General features: G+C 71.4%; 18 protein-coding genes. 8 read left to right on the forward strand and 10 right to left on the reverse strand.

Annotation, left to right across the window (positions count from 1 at the left end):
* Positions 1-19: 19 nt before the first annotated feature.
* Positions 20-634, reverse strand: a complete 615-nt coding sequence (locus tag AACG61_RS11770) for a hypothetical protein (protein WP_411837318.1) — start codon at positions 632-634, stop codon at positions 20-22.
* Positions 635-909: 275 nt separating this feature from the next.
* Here AACG61_RS11770 and AACG61_RS11775 point away from each other — a divergent pair, with 275 nt between their 5' ends.
* The 6 genes from AACG61_RS11775 (at position 910) to recR (ending at position 7,356) form a co-directional block, all read left to right on the forward strand.
* Entirely contained in the window at positions 910-1,371 is a 462-nt protein-coding gene (locus AACG61_RS11775) for a molybdopterin-dependent oxidoreductase (RefSeq protein ID WP_411837319.1), read from the forward strand.
* Positions 1,368-3,857 carry an ATP-binding protein gene (locus AACG61_RS11780; protein ID WP_411837320.1) on the forward strand — a complete coding sequence of 830 codons (2,490 nt, stop codon included), beginning with the start codon at positions 1,368-1,370 and terminating at the stop codon, positions 3,855-3,857. The genes AACG61_RS11775 and AACG61_RS11780 overlap by 4 nt, the downstream gene beginning before the upstream one ends.
* Before the next feature lie 76 nt (positions 3,858-3,933).
* Positions 3,934-4,542, forward strand: a complete 609-nt coding sequence (locus tag AACG61_RS11785; RefSeq protein ID WP_411837321.1) for a response regulator transcription factor — start codon at positions 3,934-3,936, stop codon at positions 4,540-4,542.
* A 73-nt stretch (positions 4,543-4,615) separates the two neighbouring features.
* Entirely contained in the window at positions 4,616-6,403 is a 1,788-nt protein-coding gene (locus AACG61_RS11790; RefSeq protein ID WP_411837322.1) for a DNA polymerase III subunit gamma/tau, read from the forward strand.
* Between the two features lie 3 nt (positions 6,404-6,406).
* Positions 6,407-6,751 (forward strand): YbaB/EbfC family nucleoid-associated protein, encoded by a 345-nt coding sequence (locus AACG61_RS11795; protein ID WP_411837323.1) that lies wholly within the window; start codon positions 6,407-6,409, stop codon positions 6,749-6,751.
* Positions 6,752-6,756: 5 nt separating this feature from the next.
* Positions 6,757-7,356, forward strand: coding sequence for a recombination mediator RecR (recR, locus tag AACG61_RS11800; protein WP_411837324.1), 600 nt, complete (start codon positions 6,757-6,759; stop codon positions 7,354-7,356).
* 99 nt (positions 7,357-7,455) lie between these two features.
* Here recR and AACG61_RS11805 read toward each other — a convergent pair whose 3' ends face one another.
* From AACG61_RS11805 to AACG61_RS11820, 4 genes are all read right to left on the reverse strand, one after another.
* The gene (locus tag AACG61_RS11805; protein ID WP_411837325.1) at positions 7,456-7,908 is read right to left on the reverse strand and encodes an Hsp20 family protein; all 453 of its coding nucleotides are present in this window, start codon (positions 7,906-7,908) and stop codon (positions 7,456-7,458) included.
* A 114-nt stretch (positions 7,909-8,022) separates the two neighbouring features.
* Complete coding sequence (gene glcF, locus AACG61_RS11810; RefSeq protein ID WP_411837326.1) at positions 8,023-9,318, reverse strand: glycolate oxidase subunit GlcF; 1,296 nt, start codon at positions 9,316-9,318, stop codon at positions 8,023-8,025.
* Positions 9,318-10,355: an FAD-binding protein gene (locus AACG61_RS11815; RefSeq protein WP_411837327.1), complete on the reverse strand. Its 1,038-nt coding sequence runs from the start codon at positions 10,353-10,355 to the stop codon at positions 9,318-9,320. Before AACG61_RS11815 ends, glcF begins: the two co-directional genes overlap by 1 nt.
* Entirely contained in the window at positions 10,345-11,802 is a 1,458-nt protein-coding gene (locus tag AACG61_RS11820; protein WP_411839508.1) for an FAD-linked oxidase C-terminal domain-containing protein, read from the reverse strand. The genes AACG61_RS11815 and AACG61_RS11820 overlap by 11 nt, the downstream gene beginning before the upstream one ends.
* Before the next feature lie 92 nt (positions 11,803-11,894).
* On the opposite strand from AACG61_RS11820, the gene AACG61_RS11825 reads away from it, so the two are divergent.
* Entirely contained in the window at positions 11,895-12,656 is a 762-nt protein-coding gene (locus AACG61_RS11825) for a DUF599 domain-containing protein (protein ID WP_411837328.1), read from the forward strand.
* On the opposite strand, the gene AACG61_RS11830 is transcribed toward AACG61_RS11825, so the two are convergent.
* On the reverse strand, positions 12,574-13,761 hold the full coding sequence (locus AACG61_RS11830; RefSeq protein WP_411837329.1) for an MFS transporter: 1,188 nt from the start codon (positions 13,759-13,761) through the stop codon (positions 12,574-12,576). The two genes, AACG61_RS11825 and AACG61_RS11830, sit on opposite strands and share 83 nt — an antisense overlap.
* A gap of 111 nt (positions 13,762-13,872) precedes the next feature.
* Positions 13,873-14,271, reverse strand: a complete 399-nt coding sequence (locus AACG61_RS11835; protein WP_411837330.1) for a hypothetical protein — start codon at positions 14,269-14,271, stop codon at positions 13,873-13,875.
* Between the two features lie 54 nt (positions 14,272-14,325).
* Between AACG61_RS11835 and AACG61_RS11840 the strand changes: the two genes are divergently transcribed.
* The gene (locus AACG61_RS11840; RefSeq protein WP_411837331.1) at positions 14,326-15,093 is read left to right on the forward strand and encodes an alpha/beta fold hydrolase; all 768 of its coding nucleotides are present in this window, start codon (positions 14,326-14,328) and stop codon (positions 15,091-15,093) included.
* A gap of 6 nt (positions 15,094-15,099) precedes the next feature.
* Here the strand turns inward: AACG61_RS11840 and AACG61_RS11845 are convergent, their stop codons facing one another.
* The 3 genes from AACG61_RS11845 to AACG61_RS11855 are packed head-to-tail and all read right to left on the reverse strand — an operon-like array spanning position 15,100 to position 16,290.
* The gene (locus AACG61_RS11845; RefSeq protein ID WP_411837332.1) at positions 15,100-15,423 is read right to left on the reverse strand and encodes a hypothetical protein; all 324 of its coding nucleotides are present in this window, start codon (positions 15,421-15,423) and stop codon (positions 15,100-15,102) included.
* Entirely contained in the window at positions 15,420-15,791 is a 372-nt protein-coding gene (gene zapA / locus AACG61_RS11850; protein ID WP_411837333.1) for a cell division protein ZapA, read from the reverse strand. Before zapA ends, AACG61_RS11845 begins: the two co-directional genes overlap by 4 nt.
* A gap of 1 nt (position 15,792) precedes the next feature.
* Positions 15,793-16,290 carry a hypothetical protein gene (locus AACG61_RS11855; protein WP_411837334.1) on the reverse strand — a complete coding sequence of 166 codons (498 nt, stop codon included), beginning with the start codon at positions 16,288-16,290 and terminating at the stop codon, positions 15,793-15,795.
* Between the last annotated feature and the right edge of the window lie 79 nt (positions 16,291-16,369).

The raw sequence follows: 16,369 nt of genomic DNA on the forward strand, positions 1-16,369 counted from the left end.
CGCCCTTCAGCGCGCCGTCTCAGCGTGCGGTCGGCAGGAAGTCGGCCAGGACGTGACGGAAGGCGCCGAGCGCGGCCTCGTCGCGCAGCTGGGCGGGCATGGCGCACAGGCGATAGCCGGTGAGGGCGTCGTGGCCGAAGCCCTGCGCCAGCGCCGGGGCCAGGATGCCGTCGCAGAGTTCCGGGGCGTCGGGGGCGTGCAGCATGACCGTATGGGCCGCACCCTTCAGCCGGATCGCCGCGCCCAGGGTGCGGCCCATCACCATCAGCGGATAGGGGTCGCGCCGGCCGAAGGCGTCCAGGCCGTAGCCCTGCGTGACCAGGGTGATCTCGCTGCGGCCGACGGCGGTCAGGATGTCGTCGGACACCATGATGCGGCCCATGATGCGCCCGTGGTCCAGCATCTCCTTCAGGCCGGGCTTGTGCAGGTCGCAGCGGCCCTGCTCCAGCGCCTCGGTCTTGTCGGGGTCGCCGTCGACGCCGATGACCCGGTATCCCAGGCTGGCCAGCGTCGCCGTCATCATCAGCCCCGCCCGGCTGAGCCCGAAGACCGAGATGACGGGCAGGCTGGGAAAGGTCGTGACGGGGAAGGCCGGAAACGACGTCGAGGTCTGGGGGAACCGCTGGTGGAACATGGCACTCACTCCGTTTGCTGTGGGTCCCTTGTGCCATGCCGGGGCCGCGGCGTCGCGGCGGCGGACGGATACCCGCGGCGTGCATCGGCATAGCCGACCCCCTGCGAAAGGATAGGTGCCCCCGCGGCCCCTTGGATGCGAAGGATTTTATAAACCTTTTCCTGCGATCCTCGCCTTTCGGATAGGTCCCTATCCCGAAGCGCCGGCGCCCGCCGCGCGCCGGGCTGGCACAATGGTCGCGAGGACGCCCTGAACCCCGAAGGAAAGGACATCGCATGAAGATCGTCGCCCCGCTGATCCTGCTGCTGGCCTGCGCCGGCCCCGCCCTGGCCGAAGGACCGCTGCTGTCGGTCGCCGGCCCCGAGGCCACCCGCACCTACGACCTGGCCGCGCTGGAGGCCTTCGCGCCCGAACGCTTCACCACCTCGACCATCTGGACCGAGGCCCCGGCCGAGTTCACCGGCGTGCCGCTGCGCCGCCTCCTGGCCGATGCGGGCATCACCGAGGGCGCGGTCATGGCGACCGCCATCAACGACTATGCCGTCCATATCCCCCTGGACGAGATGACCGACGACCATCCCATCGTCGCCTATCGCGTGGACGGCCGGACGCTGGCGGTGCGCGACAAGGGGCCGCTGTGGATCGTCTATCCCTATGACAGCGATCCGGAGCTGCGCTCGGAGGTCGTCTATTCGCGCAGCATCTGGCAGCTGGACCGGCTGGCGGTGGCCGAATGACGACAGGCTGGGCGATCCGTCCGCAGGGGCTGTCGCGCGGCGTCTATGCGCTGTCGGCGCTGTTCGGGCTGGCGGTGGCGGCGCTGGCGGTGACGATCTGGATGTTCCAGATCGACGCCCGCCGGCAGATCGACCAGCTGGGCACCGCCAATTCGGACAGCACCCAGTGGTTCCTGGCCCAGACCGAGGTCGAGATCCTGTCGCTCCAGCGCGCGCTGTCCGAAGTGGAGGACGCCGCCGACCCCGCCGCCGCGACCGCAGCCGTCCGGCGGCGCTTCGACATCCTCTACTCCCGCGTCCAGACCTTGCGGCACGGCGAGGGATTCGCGGCGCTGCGCGCCAGCGGCGACATCGGGGCGCATCTGGCCCGGGTCCAGGCCATGCTGGACGCGGCGATCCCGCTGATCGACGCGCCGGACGCGGTCCTGGCCGCCGCCGCGCCTCGGATCGGGCCGCAGGTCGCGCTGGCCGTGCCCGAGGTGCGCAGCATCTCGCTGGAGGGGGTACGGCTCTTTGCGCAGGATTCGGACCGCCGGCGCGAGGCGGTGGCCGCGGCGCTGACGCGGCTGTCGCTGCTGGTGGTGCCGCTGTTCCTGGTGCTCAGCGGGACGCTGGCGGGGCTGTTCTGGATGTTCCGCGCCGCGCGAATGCAGACGCAGCGGATCACCTCGGCCCGCAATCGGCTGCATTCCCTGTTCGAGGCCTCGATCGACGCCATCCTGGTCGCGCAGACCGACGGCCGGATCCTGGGCTACAACAGCGCGGCGCAGCGCATCTACGGCTATGACGCCAAGACCGCCGTCGGCGCGGACGTGGTCGAACTGCTGACACCGCCCGATCAGCGGGCGACGGTGCGCGCGCTGCTGGCCCAGATCCGCGACGGTGCGCGGGACGCCGGCGGTCCGGGCATCATCCGCACCACCGCCCAGCACCAGTCGGGCCGGATCATCCCGGTCGAGCTGTCGCTGTCGGTCACCGCGGATGCGCGCGACCCGCTGCTGGTGGCGTTCGTGCGCGACGTCTCGCGCCGTGCCGCCGAGGAGGCCGAACTGATCGAGGCCCGCGACCGCGCCCTGGCGGGCCAGCAGGCCAAGGCGCGGATGATCGCGGTGATGAGCCATGAGATGCGCACCCCCCTGAACGGCGTCCTGGGCATGCTGCAGCTGCTGCGCGACACGACGCTGGACGCGCGCCAGACCCGCTATCTGGCCGCGATGGAGCATTCCGGGCAGATGCTGCTGCGCCACATCAACGACGTGCTGGATGCCTCGCGCGCGGGGCGCGACCGGATCGACCTCACGGCGGTGCCGGTCGATCTGGCCGCGCTGCTGGCCGAGGCGGTCGAGAGCCTGCGCCAGCAGGCCGAGGCGCGGGGCAACAGGCTGACGCTGGACTGTCAGGGAGCGCCCGGGCGGCTGGTCTTGGCCGATCCGACGCGGGTCGAGCAGATCGCCGTGAACCTGATCGGCAACGCCATCAAGTTCACCCGCGGCGGCCAGGTCGCGGTCGAGCTGGAGCAGCGCGACGACATGGTCGAGCTGCGCGTGACGGATACCGGCATCGGCATGGCCGAGGAGGACCTGGGCCGGATCTTCGACGAGTTCGTGACCCTGGACCCGACCTTCGACCGCAAGGTCCAGGGGACCGGGCTGGGCCTCAGCATCGTCAAGGGGCTGGTCGAGGCGATGGGCGGGACGATCGACGTGGCCAGCGAACCGGGCCAGGGGACGGCCTTCATGGTCGCGCTGCCCCTGCCGCGGGCGGAGCGGGCCGCGCCGGAAGGCGGGCCGGGCGCCGCGGGCCTGACCGGCGGCGCGGGTCTCGACGTGCTGATGGTCGAGGACAATCCGACCAACCGCCTGGTCGCCGGAGAGATGCTGCGCCTGGAGGGATGCACGGTGACCGAGGCCTGCGACGGGCTGGAGGGGCTGCGCGCCGCGGCCCTTCGCCGGTTCGACCTGATCCTGATGGACATCAGCATGCCCGGCCTGAACGGCGCCGACGCGACCCGCCGCATCCGCGCCGCGGGACCGAACCGCGCCACCCCGATCGTCGCCCTGACCGCCCATGCGATGGACGAGGATCTGGCCCATTTCCACGAGGCCGGGATGGATCAGGTGCTGGTCAAGCCCCTGCAGCGCGCCGAGCTGGCCCGGATCCTGCACGCCACTCCGGCGGGGGATGCCCCGCCCGGCACGGACCTGGCCGCGACCCTGGGCCCCGACGGCGCGCGGGCGCTGATGGACCGGATCGCGGCCGAGTTGCACGACGGCCTGACAGCCCTGGAGGCCGGGATGGCGCCACGCGAGGCATGCGCGCTGGTCCATCGCATGGCGGGCAGCGCGGCCGTCGGGGGCCTGGGCGACATCCGCGCCGCGCTGATCCGGCTGGAGGACGCGCTGCGCGGCGCCCATCCGGGGAACACGCCGCCCGACTGGTCGGAACTGCGGAAAATGCTGCACAGTTTCTCCACCACGGCCGCCTGAGAAACTGGCATGCAGGAATGACGGACGTGCCCCCCGGCGGGTCCGTCGGGCGCATTGACGCGAAAGGTCGAGGGGAATGCGGGTTCTGATCGCGGATGACCACACTCTTGTCAGGGAGGCGATCACCGCCCTTCTGGCCGCCGAGGGCATCACCGATGTCACCGGTGTCGATTCGCTGGACCAGGCCCTGTCCACCGTCCAGCGGATGCCGGGGGTCTTCGATCTGGTCCTGCTGGATTACGACATGCCGGGGATGGACGGCCTGCAGGGCCTGTCGCGGATACAGGCCGCGATGGGCGCGGCGCCCGTCGCGATGCTGACGGGGATCGCCTCGGCGCAGGTCGCGCGGCAGGCGCTAGAGGCGGGCGCGCGGGGCTTTCTGCCCAAGACGCTGACCGGCCGGTCCCTGGCGGCCGCGATCCATTTCATCGTGGCGGGCGGGGTCTTCGCCCCCTACGACCTGATGGCCGCCGAGGAGCCCAAGGCCTCGGGCCCGCTGACCCGGCGCGAGAACCAGGTCCTGTCCGGCCTGTGCCAAGGCAAGTCCAACAAGGAGATCGCGCAGGACCTGGACCTGCAGGAGGTCACGGTCAAGCTGCACGTCAAGACGCTGTGCCGCAAGCTGGGGGCGCGCAACCGGACCCATGCGGCGATGATCGCGCAGGACCGCGCCCTCATCGCCTGAAGCCGCGGCGGGCCCCCACCCGGTTGTGGCCCCCGCCCGCGCCCGCTAAGGTGGCGCGACGCCCGAGGGACCGATGACCGACACCAAGCCCGCCTATCAGGTTCTGGCCCGGAAGTACCGGCCCGAGACCTTCGCCGACCTGGTTGGCCAGGACGCGATGGTCCGCACCCTGAAGAACGCCTTTGCCGCCGACCGGATCGCGCAGGCCTTCATCATGACCGGCATCCGCGGCACCGGAAAGACCACGACCGCGCGCATCATCGCCAAGGGCATGAACTGCATCGGCCCCGACGGCGAGGGCGGCCCCACCACCGAACCCTGCGGCATCTGCGAGCATTGCGTGGCCATCGCCGAGGGCCGCCATGTCGACGTGATGGAGATGGACGCGGCCTCGCGCACCGGCGTGGGCGACATCCGCGAGATCATCGAATCGGTGCATTACCGGGCGGCATCCGCGCGCTACAAGATCTACATCATCGACGAGGTCCACATGCTGTCCACCAGCGCGTTCAACGCGCTGCTGAAGACGCTGGAGGAGCCGCCGCCGCATGTGAAGTTCATCTTCGCCACCACCGAGATCCGCAAGGTTCCGGTCACCGTCCTGTCGCGCTGCCAGCGGTTCGACCTGCGCCGGATCGAGCCCGAGGTGATGATCGCCCTGCTGCGGCGCATCGCCACGGCCGAAGGCGCCTCCATCGCCGACGACGCGCTGGCGCTGATCACGCGGGCGGCGGAGGGCTCGGCCCGGGACGCGACCAGCCTGCTGGACCAGGCGATCAGCCATGGCGCGGGCGGCGCGGAGACCGGCGCCGATCAGGTGCGCGCCATGCTGGGCCTGGCCGACCGGGGGCGGGTCATCGACCTGTTCGAGATGGTGATGCGGGGCGACGCAGCCGCGGCCCTGACCGAGCTGCAGGGACAGTATGCCGACGGCGCCGACCCGGTCGCCGTGCTACGCGACATGGCCGAGATCACGCATTGGATCTCGGTCGTGAAGATCACGCCGGACGCGCTGGAGGATCCGACGATCGCGCCGGACGAACGCGCGCGCGGCAAGGATCTGGCGGATCGCCTGCCGATGCGCGTCATGTCGCGCATGTGGCAGCTGCTGCTCAAGGCGCTGGAGGAGGTCTCGGCCGCGCCCAACGCGATGATGGCCGCCGAGATGGCGGTGATCCGCCTGACCCATGTGGCCGACCTGCCCGACCCCGAGACCCTGATCCGCCGTGTCCAGCAGGCGCAGGCCGCAGGCGAGTTCGCCCGCGGACCTGCGGTGGCGGGCGCGCAGGCCGGCCAAGCCCCGCAGGCGATGCGCCGCGCCCGCGCCGCGACGGCGGTCCGGGCGCACGGCTCCGCGGCGCAGGCCCTGGCCGTCGCGCCCGAGCTGGTCGAGAGCTTTCCCGATTTCGCATCGGTCGTCGAGCTGATCGCGCGCATGCGCGACATGACGCTTCTGGTGCTGGTCGAGCGGCACGTCGCGCTGGTGCGATACAGCCCCGGCCGGATCGAGTTCCAGCCCCGCGGCAACGCGCCCGCCGATCTGGCGCAGCGCCTGGCCGAGCGGTTGCGCGGCTGGACCGGCGGGCAGCGTTGGGCCGTGACCGTGACGAACGAGGACGGCGCCCCGACCATCGCCCAGCTGCGCGAGGCCGAGGAGCAGGCCGCCCGCGACCGTGCGATGGCACTGCCCATCGTGCAGCAGGTTCTGGCGGCCTTTCCCGGCGCGACGCTGACCGGCGTCCGGCGCCTGGACCCGCAGACCGCCGAGATCGAGGCCGAGGGCGCCGACGACCCGCACGGCCAGACCGCAGGCCCCGTGGCCGAGGTCGAGGAATGGGACCCCTTCGAGGATGAGGACTGAGCGATGATCAAGGGATTGGGCGGCTTTGGCGACATGGCCAAGATGATGAAGGCCGCCAAGGACATGCAGGACAAGATGGGCCAGCTGCAGGAGGACATGGCCCGCATCACCGTGACCGGGGAATCCGGCGCGGGCCTCGTGCGCGCGACCTGCACCGCCAAGGGCGAGCTGACCGCGCTGGAGATCGACCCGTCGATCTTCGTGCCGTCGGAGAAGGAGGTGGTCGAGGACCTGATCCTGGCCGCGATCAAGGAGGCGCAGCGCGCCGCCGAGGAGCGGATGCAGTCCGAGATGGCCCGCATGACCGAGGGTCTGGGCCTGCCCCCCGGCATGAAGCTGCCCTTCTGACGCCCATGGAGCAGGGCGGCGACGACATCCAGGCGCTGATCGCGCTGATGGGCCGGCTGCCCGGGCTGGGCCCGCGATCGGCCCGGCGCATCGTGCTGCAGCTGGTGCGCCGCCGCAGCCAGCAGATGGCGCCGCTGGCCGCCCTGATGGAGCGCGTGGCGCAGACCGCCCGCGAATGCGTGGTCTGCGGCAACATCACCGACCGAGAGGCCTGCGCGATCTGCACCGATCCGGCCCGCGCCACCGGAGAGATCTGTGTGGTGCAGGACGTGGCCGATCTCTGGGCGCTGGAGCGGGGCCGGGCGTTCCGCGGCCGCTATCACGTCCTGGGCGGGACATTGTCGGCGCTGGACGAGGTCGGCCCCGACGATCTGCGCATCCCAACCCTGCTGGCCCGCATCCAGGACGAGGCCATTGCCGAGGTCATCCTGGCGCTGAACGCGACCGTCGACGGGCAGACGACCGCCCATTACATCGCCGATGCGCTGGAGGGATCGGGCGTGACCGTGACCGGCCTCGCCCAAGGCGTGCCGATCGGTGGGGAACTGGACTATCTCGACGACGGGACCATCACCGCGGCCCTGCGCGCGCGCCGCAGGCTGTGAACGCGAAAGGCCGCGTCGGGTGACGCGGCCTTTCCATCGGATCGTGGGCGGCCGGGGGGTCCGGGGGGCTGGCCCCCCGGCCGTCGCGGGACGCAGCCTTCAGGAGGCCAGCTTGCCCACCGCGGCGCTCTTGGCGATCTCGATCCGGCGCGGCTTCAGCGCCTCGGGGATCTCGCGGACAAGGTCGATGTGCAGCATGCCGTCGGCATGACTGGCGCCCTCGACGCGGACATGGTCGGCCAGAGCGAACTTACGCTCGAAGGCGCGGGTGGCGATGCCGCGATGCAGGTAGGTGCGGCCGTCATCCTCGGTCTCGGGCTTGCGGGCCGACACGATCACCGCGCCGTCGCGGACCTCGACATTCAGATCATCGGCCGCGAAGCCGGCCACGGCGATCGAGATGCGATAGGCATCCTCGCCGGTCTTCTCGATGTTGTAGGGCGGATAGGTCGTCGTCGTCACGTCGGCGGACAGGGCCCGGTCCATCACGTCGGCCAGACGGTCAAAACCGACGGAGGCACGATAGAGCGGGGTCAGGTCGAAGTTACGCATGGGTCACATCCTGTTCAAAGCGATGTCGATGTCGCCCCCCGAAACCGGGCGGGCCAGAAAACCGACGCCATCATGGCCGCCGGTTCCCTGAATCTAGATCGCCCGAACCGCGTTTCAAGACCCCAATGCGGCCGGTTTCGGCCCGCCCGTGGCCCAGTCAAGCAGTTCGACCGTATGCACCACCGGCACCTGCGTCCCGCCGCCGATCTGCATCATGCAGCCGATATTGCCCGCTGCGATCACCTCGGGCGCGACTGCCTCCAGCGTCTCGACCTTGCGCGCCTTAAGCTCCGACGACAGTTCCGGCTGCAGAAGGTTATATGTCCCGGCCGACCCGCAGCACAGATGCGGGTTCGCGGGCTCCAGCACGGTGAAGCCCATCCCCGACAGCAGGTCCTTGGGCGCCGACCGGATCTGCTGGCCGTGCTGCAGCGAACAGGCCGAATGATAGGCGACGCGCATTCCCTGCCCCTGATCGCCTGCCCGCGCGGGCAGGCCAAGCCCGACCAGGAACTCGGTCACGTCACGGGCCAGGCCCGCGACACGGCGCGCGTCGGCCTCCATCGGGTCGCCCTTGAACAGGTGGCCGTAATCCTTGATCGTCGTCCCGCAGCCCGAGGTGTTGATGATCACCGCGTCCAGCGCACCCCCCTCTTCGGCCGCAAGCAGGCGGCGGATGCTGTCGCGGGCGCGGGCCTTGCCGTCGGCCTCCTGCCCCATATGCAGGGTCAGCGCGCCGCAGCAGCCGAAATCCTGCGGGATCACGACCTCGACGCCCGCGCGCTGCAGCAGGCGGATGGTGGCGTCGTTGATGTCGGTGTTCAGCGCCCGCTGCGCGCAGCCGACCATCAGCGCGACCCGCGCGCGACGGGTGCCCTGGGCCGGAAAGGTCTGGCCGTCATCGTTGCGGCTGGCTGCAGGGATGGACTTCGGCGCCATGTCCAGCATCGCGCGCAGGCGCCGGTCGGGCATCAGCCCCTTGAAGGGCCGCGCGATCCGCGCGCCCATCAGCGCCAGCCGGAACCGGCCCGGATGCGGCAGCACGAATGTCAGCACCCATCGCAGCAGGCGGTCCATGACCGGGCGGCGATAGGTCTCCTCGATATGCTCGCGCGCATGTTCCAGCAGATGCGCGTAATGCACGCCCGAGGGACAGGTCGTCATGCAGGACAGGCAGCCCAGGCAGCGGTCGATATGCTTGACGGTCTTCTCATCCGCGGGGCGGCCGGATTCCAGCATCTCCTTGATCAGGTAAATGCGGCCGCGGGGGCTGTCCAGCTCATCCCCCAAGACCTGATAGGTCGGGCAGGTCGCCGTGCAGAAGCCGCAATGCACGCAGGTCCGCAGCACCTTGTTCGACCGGGCGGTCATCGGATCGGACAGCTGTTCAGGCGAGAAATGGGTCTGCATCAGTCCTGACTTCCAAAAAGGCCGCGCGGGTCGAACCGCGCCCGCAGGTCGCGCTCCAGCCGGGCGGTCAGCGCGTCGGGGGCGGGCAGGATCGCGGGCGCCCCGGCGATCCGCCGCGCATGGCCCGAGAAGGCGGGCAGGTCCGGCGCCTGACCCTTCGGCAGCGCGACATGGATCAGCGCCCCGCCCCAATCCAGCGACAGCGGTTCCGGAAGGTCGGCAAGCAGCGCGGGCGCCTCGCTTGGCCGGCAGACGATGCGCCAGGTGTCGAGGGCGGGATCATGGATATTTGCGTGAAGAAGACCCCAGGCACCCGGATCGCCGTCGGTCACGGTGCCGAAGGCCTGCAGGCGCGCGGTCAGGTCGGCCGCGCGGGCCTTGACCGAATTGGCCAGCCCCTCCAGCCGGATCAGGGCGCCCTGGCCGGGCAGCCAGGCCGCGCCCGACACGTCGAAGGGCCCGCCAAGCGCGCTGGACAGCGCCGGGATGGCCGCCGCCGCGTCCAGGTCCGGCAGGGCCAAGGTGGCGGTCGCGGGCGGGATCGGGGCGGTGCGGAAGCTGATCTCGGTCAGCGCGCCCAAGGTGCCGCGGCTGCCGGCCATCAGCTTGACCAGGTCATAGCCGGTGACGTTCTTCATCACCCGCCCGCCATTGCTGACGACCTGTCCCTGCCCGTCGACGAAGCGCACGCCGATCATCGCGTCGCGCGCGGCCCCCGCCTGCACGCGACGCGGGCCGCTGGCATTGGTCGCGGCCACGCCGCCGATGGTGGAGCCGGGCGCGCCCGAAGGCTCGAAGCCCAGCATCTGCCCCTCGGCGGCCAAGATCTCCTGCACCTCGCTGAGGGGGGTGCCCGCGCGCACCACCAGGGTCAGCGCCTCGGGCTCGTAGAGCGTCACGCCGGTCAGGGCGGTCATGTCCAGCCGCGCGCCCTGCCCCTCTCCGGGCCAGTGGCGCGTGGCGCCGCCGGTCACGGACAAAGGTTCGCGGGCGTCGCGGATGATCTGCGCAAGCTGCGCCTCGGTGTCAGGCCGCATCGGCGGGCCGGTTCAGGCGGCGGTCGCGCCGGGGGGCGCTGACATCCAGCGGAAAGACCTTGGCGGCATTCAGCAGCCAGTGCGGATCGAAGGCGTCCTTGACCAGCATCTGCGCCTCCAGGTCGGCGGGGGCGAACTGTTCGCTCATCAGGTCGCGCTTCTCGATGCCCACGCCGTGCTCTCCGGTCAGGCAGCCGCCGACCTTGACGCAGAGGCGCAGGATGTCGGCGCCAAAGGCCTCGGCCAGGTCCAGATCGCCCGGCTTGTTGGCATCATAGATGATCAGCGGGTGCATGTTGCCGTCGCCCGCATGGAACACGTTCGACACGGCCAGCCCGTATTGCCGCGACAGATCGCCGATGCCCGCCAGGACCGTGGGCAGGGCCGTGACCGGGATGGTGCCGTCCAGGCAGATGTAGTCGCCCATGCTGCCCATCGCGCCGAAGGCCGATTTCCGGCCCTTCCAGATGCGGGCGGATTCGTCGTCCGACCGGCTCTCGCGGAATTCGACCGGGTCGAAGGTCATCGCGATCTCGCGGATCAGGGCGAACTGCTCGGCGATCTCGGGGGGCGTGCCCTCGACCTCGACGATCAGCAGCGCCTCGCAGTCGGGATAGCCTGCACCCGAGAACTCCTCGGTGGCCTTGATGCAGGGCGCGTCCATGAACTCGATCGCGACCGGGATGATGCCCGCGCGGATGATCGCGGCGACGCAGGCGCCCGCCGTCTCGGCCGCGTCGAAGCCGATCAGCGCGGGGCGCGCGCCCGCGGGCTTGGGCAGGATGCGCAGCGTCGCCTCGGTCACGATGCCCAGCTGACCCTCGGACCCGCAGACGACGCCCAGCAGGTCCAGCCCCGGCCCCTCGCCCATCGGACCGCCCAGATGCACGACCGACCCGTCCATCAGCACGACCGTCACGCCCAGCAGGTTGTTGGTGGTGACCCCGTATTTCAGGCAATGCGCGCCGCCCGAATTCATCGCGATGTTGCCGCCGATGGCGCAGGCCAGCTGGCTGGACGGATCGGGCGCGTAGAAGAAGCCCAGGCCCTCCACCGCACCCGAGACCGACAGGTTCGTGCGCCCCGCCTGCACCCGGATCAACCGGTCCTCGGGCGCGATCTCCAGCACGTCAGTCATGCGCGACAGGCCGATGACGACCGCATCCGCGGTGGGCATGGATCCGCCCGCAAGGCTGGTCCCCGCGCCGCGCGGCACGACCGGCACGCGCAGGTCGTGGCACAAGCGCAGCAGGCGCGAGACCTCCTCGGTGCTGCGCGGCAGAACCACGGCCAGCGGCGCGCAGCGATAGGCCGACAGCGCGTCGCATTCATAGGCCCGCGTTTCCGCCGGGTCGTCGATGACCGCGCCGGGCAAGGCCGCCTTCAGCGCCTCGGTGATCGCCTGCCTGCGCGACAGGACCGTCGCGTCGGGTGGGGGCATCTGCATCATGGCCGGTTCTCCTCCCTGCCGTGTCCCTTGCACGATAGGCAAGCGGCCGGGGGGTTTCAAGCCGATGGCCGCGGCCCTAATGTCGCGCCATGACCCTGACGGCCGACATTCTCGAATCCTCCGTGGCGCTGACCGATCTGGCGGCGCTGATGCTTCTGTTCGCGGCCTGGCTGGGCATCGGCTGGATCATCGAGCGTCCGCCCGCGGGACGGCCCTCGGTCTCGGTGCTGATGATCCGCTTCCGCCGGGAATGGATGCGCCATTTCGTCAGCCGCGAGCCGCGAATCTTCGACGGCAACATCCTGGCCAGCCTGCGCGAGGGCACGGCCTTCTTCGCCAGCGCCTGCATGATCGCCACGGGCGGCCTGCTGGCGCTGATCGGCAACGGCGAACGGGTCCGCGCCATCGCCAGCGGGCTGGAGCTGAACCCGGCCGAGACCGGGTGGGAGCTGCGCCTGCTGGTGCCGATGTTCTTCGTGGTGAACGCGTTCCTGAAATTCGTGTGGGCGCACCGGCTGTTCGGCTATTGCGCGGTGATGATGGCCGCGGTCCCGAACCGCCATGACGACCCGGAGGCGATGGACCGCGCCATGCAGGCGGCCGACCTGAACATCACCGCCGCGCGCAGCTTCAATGCGGGGCTGCGCAGCGTCTACTTCGCGCTGGCGGCGCTGTGCTGGCTGACCGGGGCCTGGACGCTGCTTCTGGGCACGGCGGTGGTGCTGTGGGTGACGTGGCGGCGGGAATTCGCCTCGACCTCGCGTCAGGTCATTCTGCGGGCGCTGCCGCCACCCGTGCTCTCCGGTCCTGCCGGATCGCGATTGTCAGAACGACGGCCCCCGCAGCCGTAAGCGCGACGCCCACCAGCCCCGGCGCGCGCCAGCCCCAGCCCGCCGCCAGCGCCAGCCCGGCCAGGAACGGCCCAAGCGCGTTGGCGGCGTTGAAGGCGGCGTGGTTCATCGCCGCGGCCATGTTCTGCGCCGAACCCGCCACATCCATCAGCCGCGTCTGCAGCGGGATGACCAGCCCGGCCCCCGCCGCGATCAGGAACGAGGACAGCACCATCAGCGGCCAGTTGCCCACGACCAGCGCCGCGAAGGCCTGGGTCGCGGCCATGGCCGCGAGGCTGGCATAGGCGGCCCGGTCGATGCCCAGGATCTCGGTCAGGCGCCCCGCGCCCCAGGTGCCCAGAGTGCCGCCCAGGCCGAACACCGCCAGCGTCAGCGGGATGACCCAGCCCGGCGCCGTGGTCGTGGCCAGGATCGCCGCCGTCAGGAAGGCATAGACCGCGAACAGCCCGCCAAATCCGATGGCCCCCACAGCCAGCACCCAGAGCACGCGCGGATTGCGCAGCGCCGCCAGTTCGTCCCAGGGACGCGCGTCGGGATTGCCTCCCACCCGCGGCGCCACGCGCAGGATCAGCCAAGCCGAGATCAGCGCGATCACGCCGGGCAGCGCAAAGCCCCACCGCCAGCCGATGCTCTGCCCCATCCAGCCCGCCAGCGGCACGCCCACGATGTTGGCGACGGTCAGGCCCAGCAGCACCCGCGCGGCCCCCCGCGCCCGCTGGCCCGCGGGAAGCGCATCGGCGGCGTAGAGCATCGCCACGCCCAGGAAACCGCCATGCGGCAGGCCCGCCAGGAACCGCGTCCCCGTCAGCGCCGCCAGCCCCGGCATGACCGCCGCCGCCAGGTTCATCACGCCATAGAACGCCATCAGCGCCGCCAGGAACCGCCGCCGCGGCAGCCTTGCGCCCAGCATCGCGGTCAGCGGCGCGCCGACCACGACGCCCATCGCATAGGCGCTGATGACGTGGCCCGCCTGCGGTTCGGTCAGCGACAGGTCGGCGGCGAAATAGGGCAGAAGGCCCATCGCCGCGAATTCGGAGGTTCCGATGGCAAAGGCGCCAAGGGCCAGCGCCAGGATGGCGGCGCGGAAATCGGGGGTCGCGGTCATGGCAGGGTCCTGCGGCAGGGGGCGGGGGTCGCGGCCCTCACATCAGCTTGCGGCGGGCTTGGCAAGCCCCCGAGGCGTCAGGACAGCCTTGCAGCTTGTGCAAGGCGCCCGTCAGATCCAGCCCTGCCGCAGCGCGACCCAGATGGACAGCGCCCCCACCATCAGCAGCGCGAAGGCCACGGATGCGGCGATGCCGACCGCCCGGCCCTGCAGGCGCGCGGCCCCGCCCAGGGGGCGCAGATGCGCGCTCAGCGCGGCATGGTCGCGCGACAGGCGGTCCAGCGGCAGCTGGCGCGCGACGCGGGGCTGGCGGGACAGGCGCTGCGCCTCGGCCAGGCGGGCGGCGCGGCGGCGCAGGCGCGCGGGCAGCGCACCGCCGCGACGGCGCAGCATCAGCGCCAGGTCCGGACGCTCGCCCCGCCGGGCACCACCGAAGCGGGCCGCGATCAGGTCGGCGATCTCGTCGGCCATGACGGGGATGTCTTCGAAGCTGTGAGCCTTGCGCATCATGGCGGCACGATAGACGGGATGGTTCCCGCGCGCCAGACGCCGTAAGCTGCCCGGATGAAACTGAATCACACCCTTTCCGGCCCCGAGGGCGACCTTCCGGTGCTGCTGGTCCACGGCCTGTTCGGCCAGGGCCGCAACCTGGGCGCGCAGGCGCGCCGGCTGGCCCAGACCCGCCGCGTGGCCACCGTCGATCTGCGCAACCACGGCGACAGCCCCCATGACGCGCGCGCCGATTACCCGGCCCTGGCCGAGGATCTGGCCGAGCTGATCGCGGATCTGGGCGGCCGGGTCGATCTGGTGGGCCATTCGATGGGCGGCAAGGCGGCGATGCTGCTGGCGTTGACCCGACCCGCGCTGGTGCGGCGGCTGGTCGTCATGGACATCGCGCCCCTGCCCTATCGCCACGATCAGGCCGTGCATATCGACGCGATGGAATCGCTGGACCTGACCGGGCTGGAGCGGCGGTCCCAGGCCGACGCGGCGCTGGCCGGGCGGGTGCCCGATGCGGGCGTGCGCGCCTTTCTGCTGCAGAATCTGGACCTCAAGGCGCGTCCGCCCGCCTGGCGGCTGAACCTGACCGCGCTGCGCGCCGCGATGCCGCAGGTCGTGGGCTGGCCCGAGGATGCGCCCAAGGCCCGCTTCGACGGCCCCGTCATGGCGCTGCGCGGCGCACGGTCCGATTACGTCGATGCTGCCGGAGAGGCGGCGCTGAGGGCGCATTTCCCGCAGGTCCGCATCGTCACGCTGAAGGATGCCGGGCACTGGCTGCATGCCGACGCGCCCGAAGCCGTGGCCGAGACGTTGGCGGCCTTCCTGGCCTGACGCGCCTCAGCCCTGAGGGCAGTCCAGCGCGACCAGTGCCACGGCGGAATCCGCGCCGCCCTGCGGGCGCAGGCTGCCCGGCACCGCCGCGCAGCCGCTGGCGCGGGACGCGGCCTCCAGCATGGCGGCCCCGACGCGGGGCCGGTCAGCGCGCCGGGCGCGGTCCAGACGGATCACCTGCGCCTCGTCGCCGCGCAGATAGACGGCCATGCGGATGCCGCCCGCGGTCACGTCATGGCGCGGCAGGCCCAGCCAGCCGGGCTGCGGCGTCGCGCATCCGGCCAGGGCCAGGATCAGGGCAAGGCTCGCCGCGCGTCCGGCGAAGGTCACTCCGCCTCCCCGCGGCGCTGTTCCTCCAGCCGGTCGGCCAAGGATTCGGCGCGGGCGGCCAGTTCGGCCATCGCCTCGCGCAGGTCGGCCGGGATGACCGGGACCTCGACGCGGGGCGGGTTCTGCTGAAGGCGGGTGACGTGACGCTCGGCCTTCTCGGCGCGCTCCTCCAGCGTGGCGAAGCGGTCGGCCAGCATCAGCCCCGCCAGCAGCAGCAGGCGCGGCTCGGGCACGCGACCCGCCTGCTCCAGGATCTGGCGGGCCTCGCCGTCCAGGATCTGCGCGGCGCGCGCCAGCAGGCGCTCCTCGCCATCGGCGGCGCCGACGCGGTATTCCTTGTGTCCGATGGTGAATTCGACCTCGGCCATGTCAGCGTTCCTCGTCGGATGGGGCGGATGGGTCGGATGCGGGCTCCAGGATCGCGGGTTCGTCCGCCAGCAGCCGCTCCAGTTCGGTCATGATCTCGCTCATCTGAGCCATCTCGGCGGCGCGGGCCGCGCGCAGCGCGTCCAGCTCGGCCTCCAGAGCGGCCATCTGTTCGTCGGGGCCGATGCCGCCGGTCTCCTGCGCCTCGATCAGGTCGCGATTGGCGGCGATCAACGCGTCGTTGGCGCGCGCAAGCGCGGCGGCCTGCTCCGTCGCGGCGTCCAGACGGGCCTGCAGCCCGCCGAGATCCACGGTGTCGGCGGCGGCCTCCGGCGCAGCGTCGGGCCGTTCGGCCAGACGGGCCAGCGCCTCGTCGCGCTGCTGCGTCAGTTCCGCGATCAGGCCCGTGTCGGCGCGGGCCGGCAGGCCCGCGTCCAGCAGCTGGTCCATCCGGTCAAGCGCGGCGCTGAGGCGGCGTTCGCTGGCTGTGATGTCGCTCATCGGCGCGGGTCCTTCGCTGTGCTGTCGGTCTGTTTTCGCATCGCGGGCCGGCTCATGCAAGAACGGGCGGGAAAACCCG

The organism is Paracoccus sp. ME4 (assembly GCF_046736325.1).
In the GTDB taxonomy this organism is placed as follows: domain Bacteria; phylum Pseudomonadota; class Alphaproteobacteria; order Rhodobacterales; family Rhodobacteraceae; genus Paracoccus.

What these genes read in the sequence shown, in the direction of transcription:
- glcF (WP_411837326.1), bottom strand. Translation starts at nt 9,318, where the DNA reads ATGCAGACCCATTTCTCGCCTGAACAGCTGTCCGATCCGATGACCGCC.
- AACG61_RS11790 (WP_411837322.1), top strand. Translation starts at nt 4,616, where the DNA reads ATGACCGACACCAAGCCCGCCTATCAGGTTCTGGCCCGGAAGTACCGG.
- AACG61_RS11825 (WP_411837328.1), top strand. Translation starts at nt 11,895, where the DNA reads ATGACCCTGACGGCCGACATTCTCGAATCCTCCGTGGCGCTGACCGAT.
- AACG61_RS11835 (WP_411837330.1), bottom strand. Translation starts at nt 14,271, where the DNA reads ATGATGCGCAAGGCTCACAGCTTCGAAGACATCCCCGTCATGGCCGAC.
- AACG61_RS11840 (WP_411837331.1), top strand. Translation starts at nt 14,326, where the DNA reads ATGAAACTGAATCACACCCTTTCCGGCCCCGAGGGCGACCTTCCGGTG.
- AACG61_RS11780 (WP_411837320.1), top strand. Translation starts at nt 1,368, where the DNA reads ATGACGACAGGCTGGGCGATCCGTCCGCAGGGGCTGTCGCGCGGCGTC.
- AACG61_RS11830 (WP_411837329.1), bottom strand. Translation starts at nt 13,761, where the DNA reads ATGACCGCGACCCCCGATTTCCGCGCCGCCATCCTGGCGCTGGCCCTT.
- AACG61_RS11820 (WP_411839508.1), bottom strand. Translation starts at nt 11,802, where the DNA reads ATGCAGATGCCCCCACCCGACGCGACGGTCCTGTCGCGCAGGCAGGCG.
- AACG61_RS11785 (WP_411837321.1), top strand. Translation starts at nt 3,934, where the DNA reads ATGCGGGTTCTGATCGCGGATGACCACACTCTTGTCAGGGAGGCGATC.
- AACG61_RS11795 (WP_411837323.1), top strand. Translation starts at nt 6,407, where the DNA reads ATGATCAAGGGATTGGGCGGCTTTGGCGACATGGCCAAGATGATGAAG.
- AACG61_RS11770 (WP_411837318.1), bottom strand. Translation starts at nt 634, where the DNA reads ATGTTCCACCAGCGGTTCCCCCAGACCTCGACGTCGTTTCCGGCCTTC.
- AACG61_RS11855 (WP_411837334.1), bottom strand. Translation starts at nt 16,290, where the DNA reads ATGAGCGACATCACAGCCAGCGAACGCCGCCTCAGCGCCGCGCTTGAC.
- AACG61_RS11815 (WP_411837327.1), bottom strand. Translation starts at nt 10,355, where the DNA reads ATGCGGCCTGACACCGAGGCGCAGCTTGCGCAGATCATCCGCGACGCC.
- zapA (WP_411837333.1), bottom strand. Translation starts at nt 15,791, where the DNA reads ATGGCCGAGGTCGAATTCACCATCGGACACAAGGAATACCGCGTCGGC.
- recR (WP_411837324.1), top strand. Translation starts at nt 6,757, where the DNA reads ATGGAGCAGGGCGGCGACGACATCCAGGCGCTGATCGCGCTGATGGGC.
- AACG61_RS11805 (WP_411837325.1), bottom strand. Translation starts at nt 7,908, where the DNA reads ATGCGTAACTTCGACCTGACCCCGCTCTATCGTGCCTCCGTCGGTTTT.
- AACG61_RS11775 (WP_411837319.1), top strand. Translation starts at nt 910, where the DNA reads ATGAAGATCGTCGCCCCGCTGATCCTGCTGCTGGCCTGCGCCGGCCCC.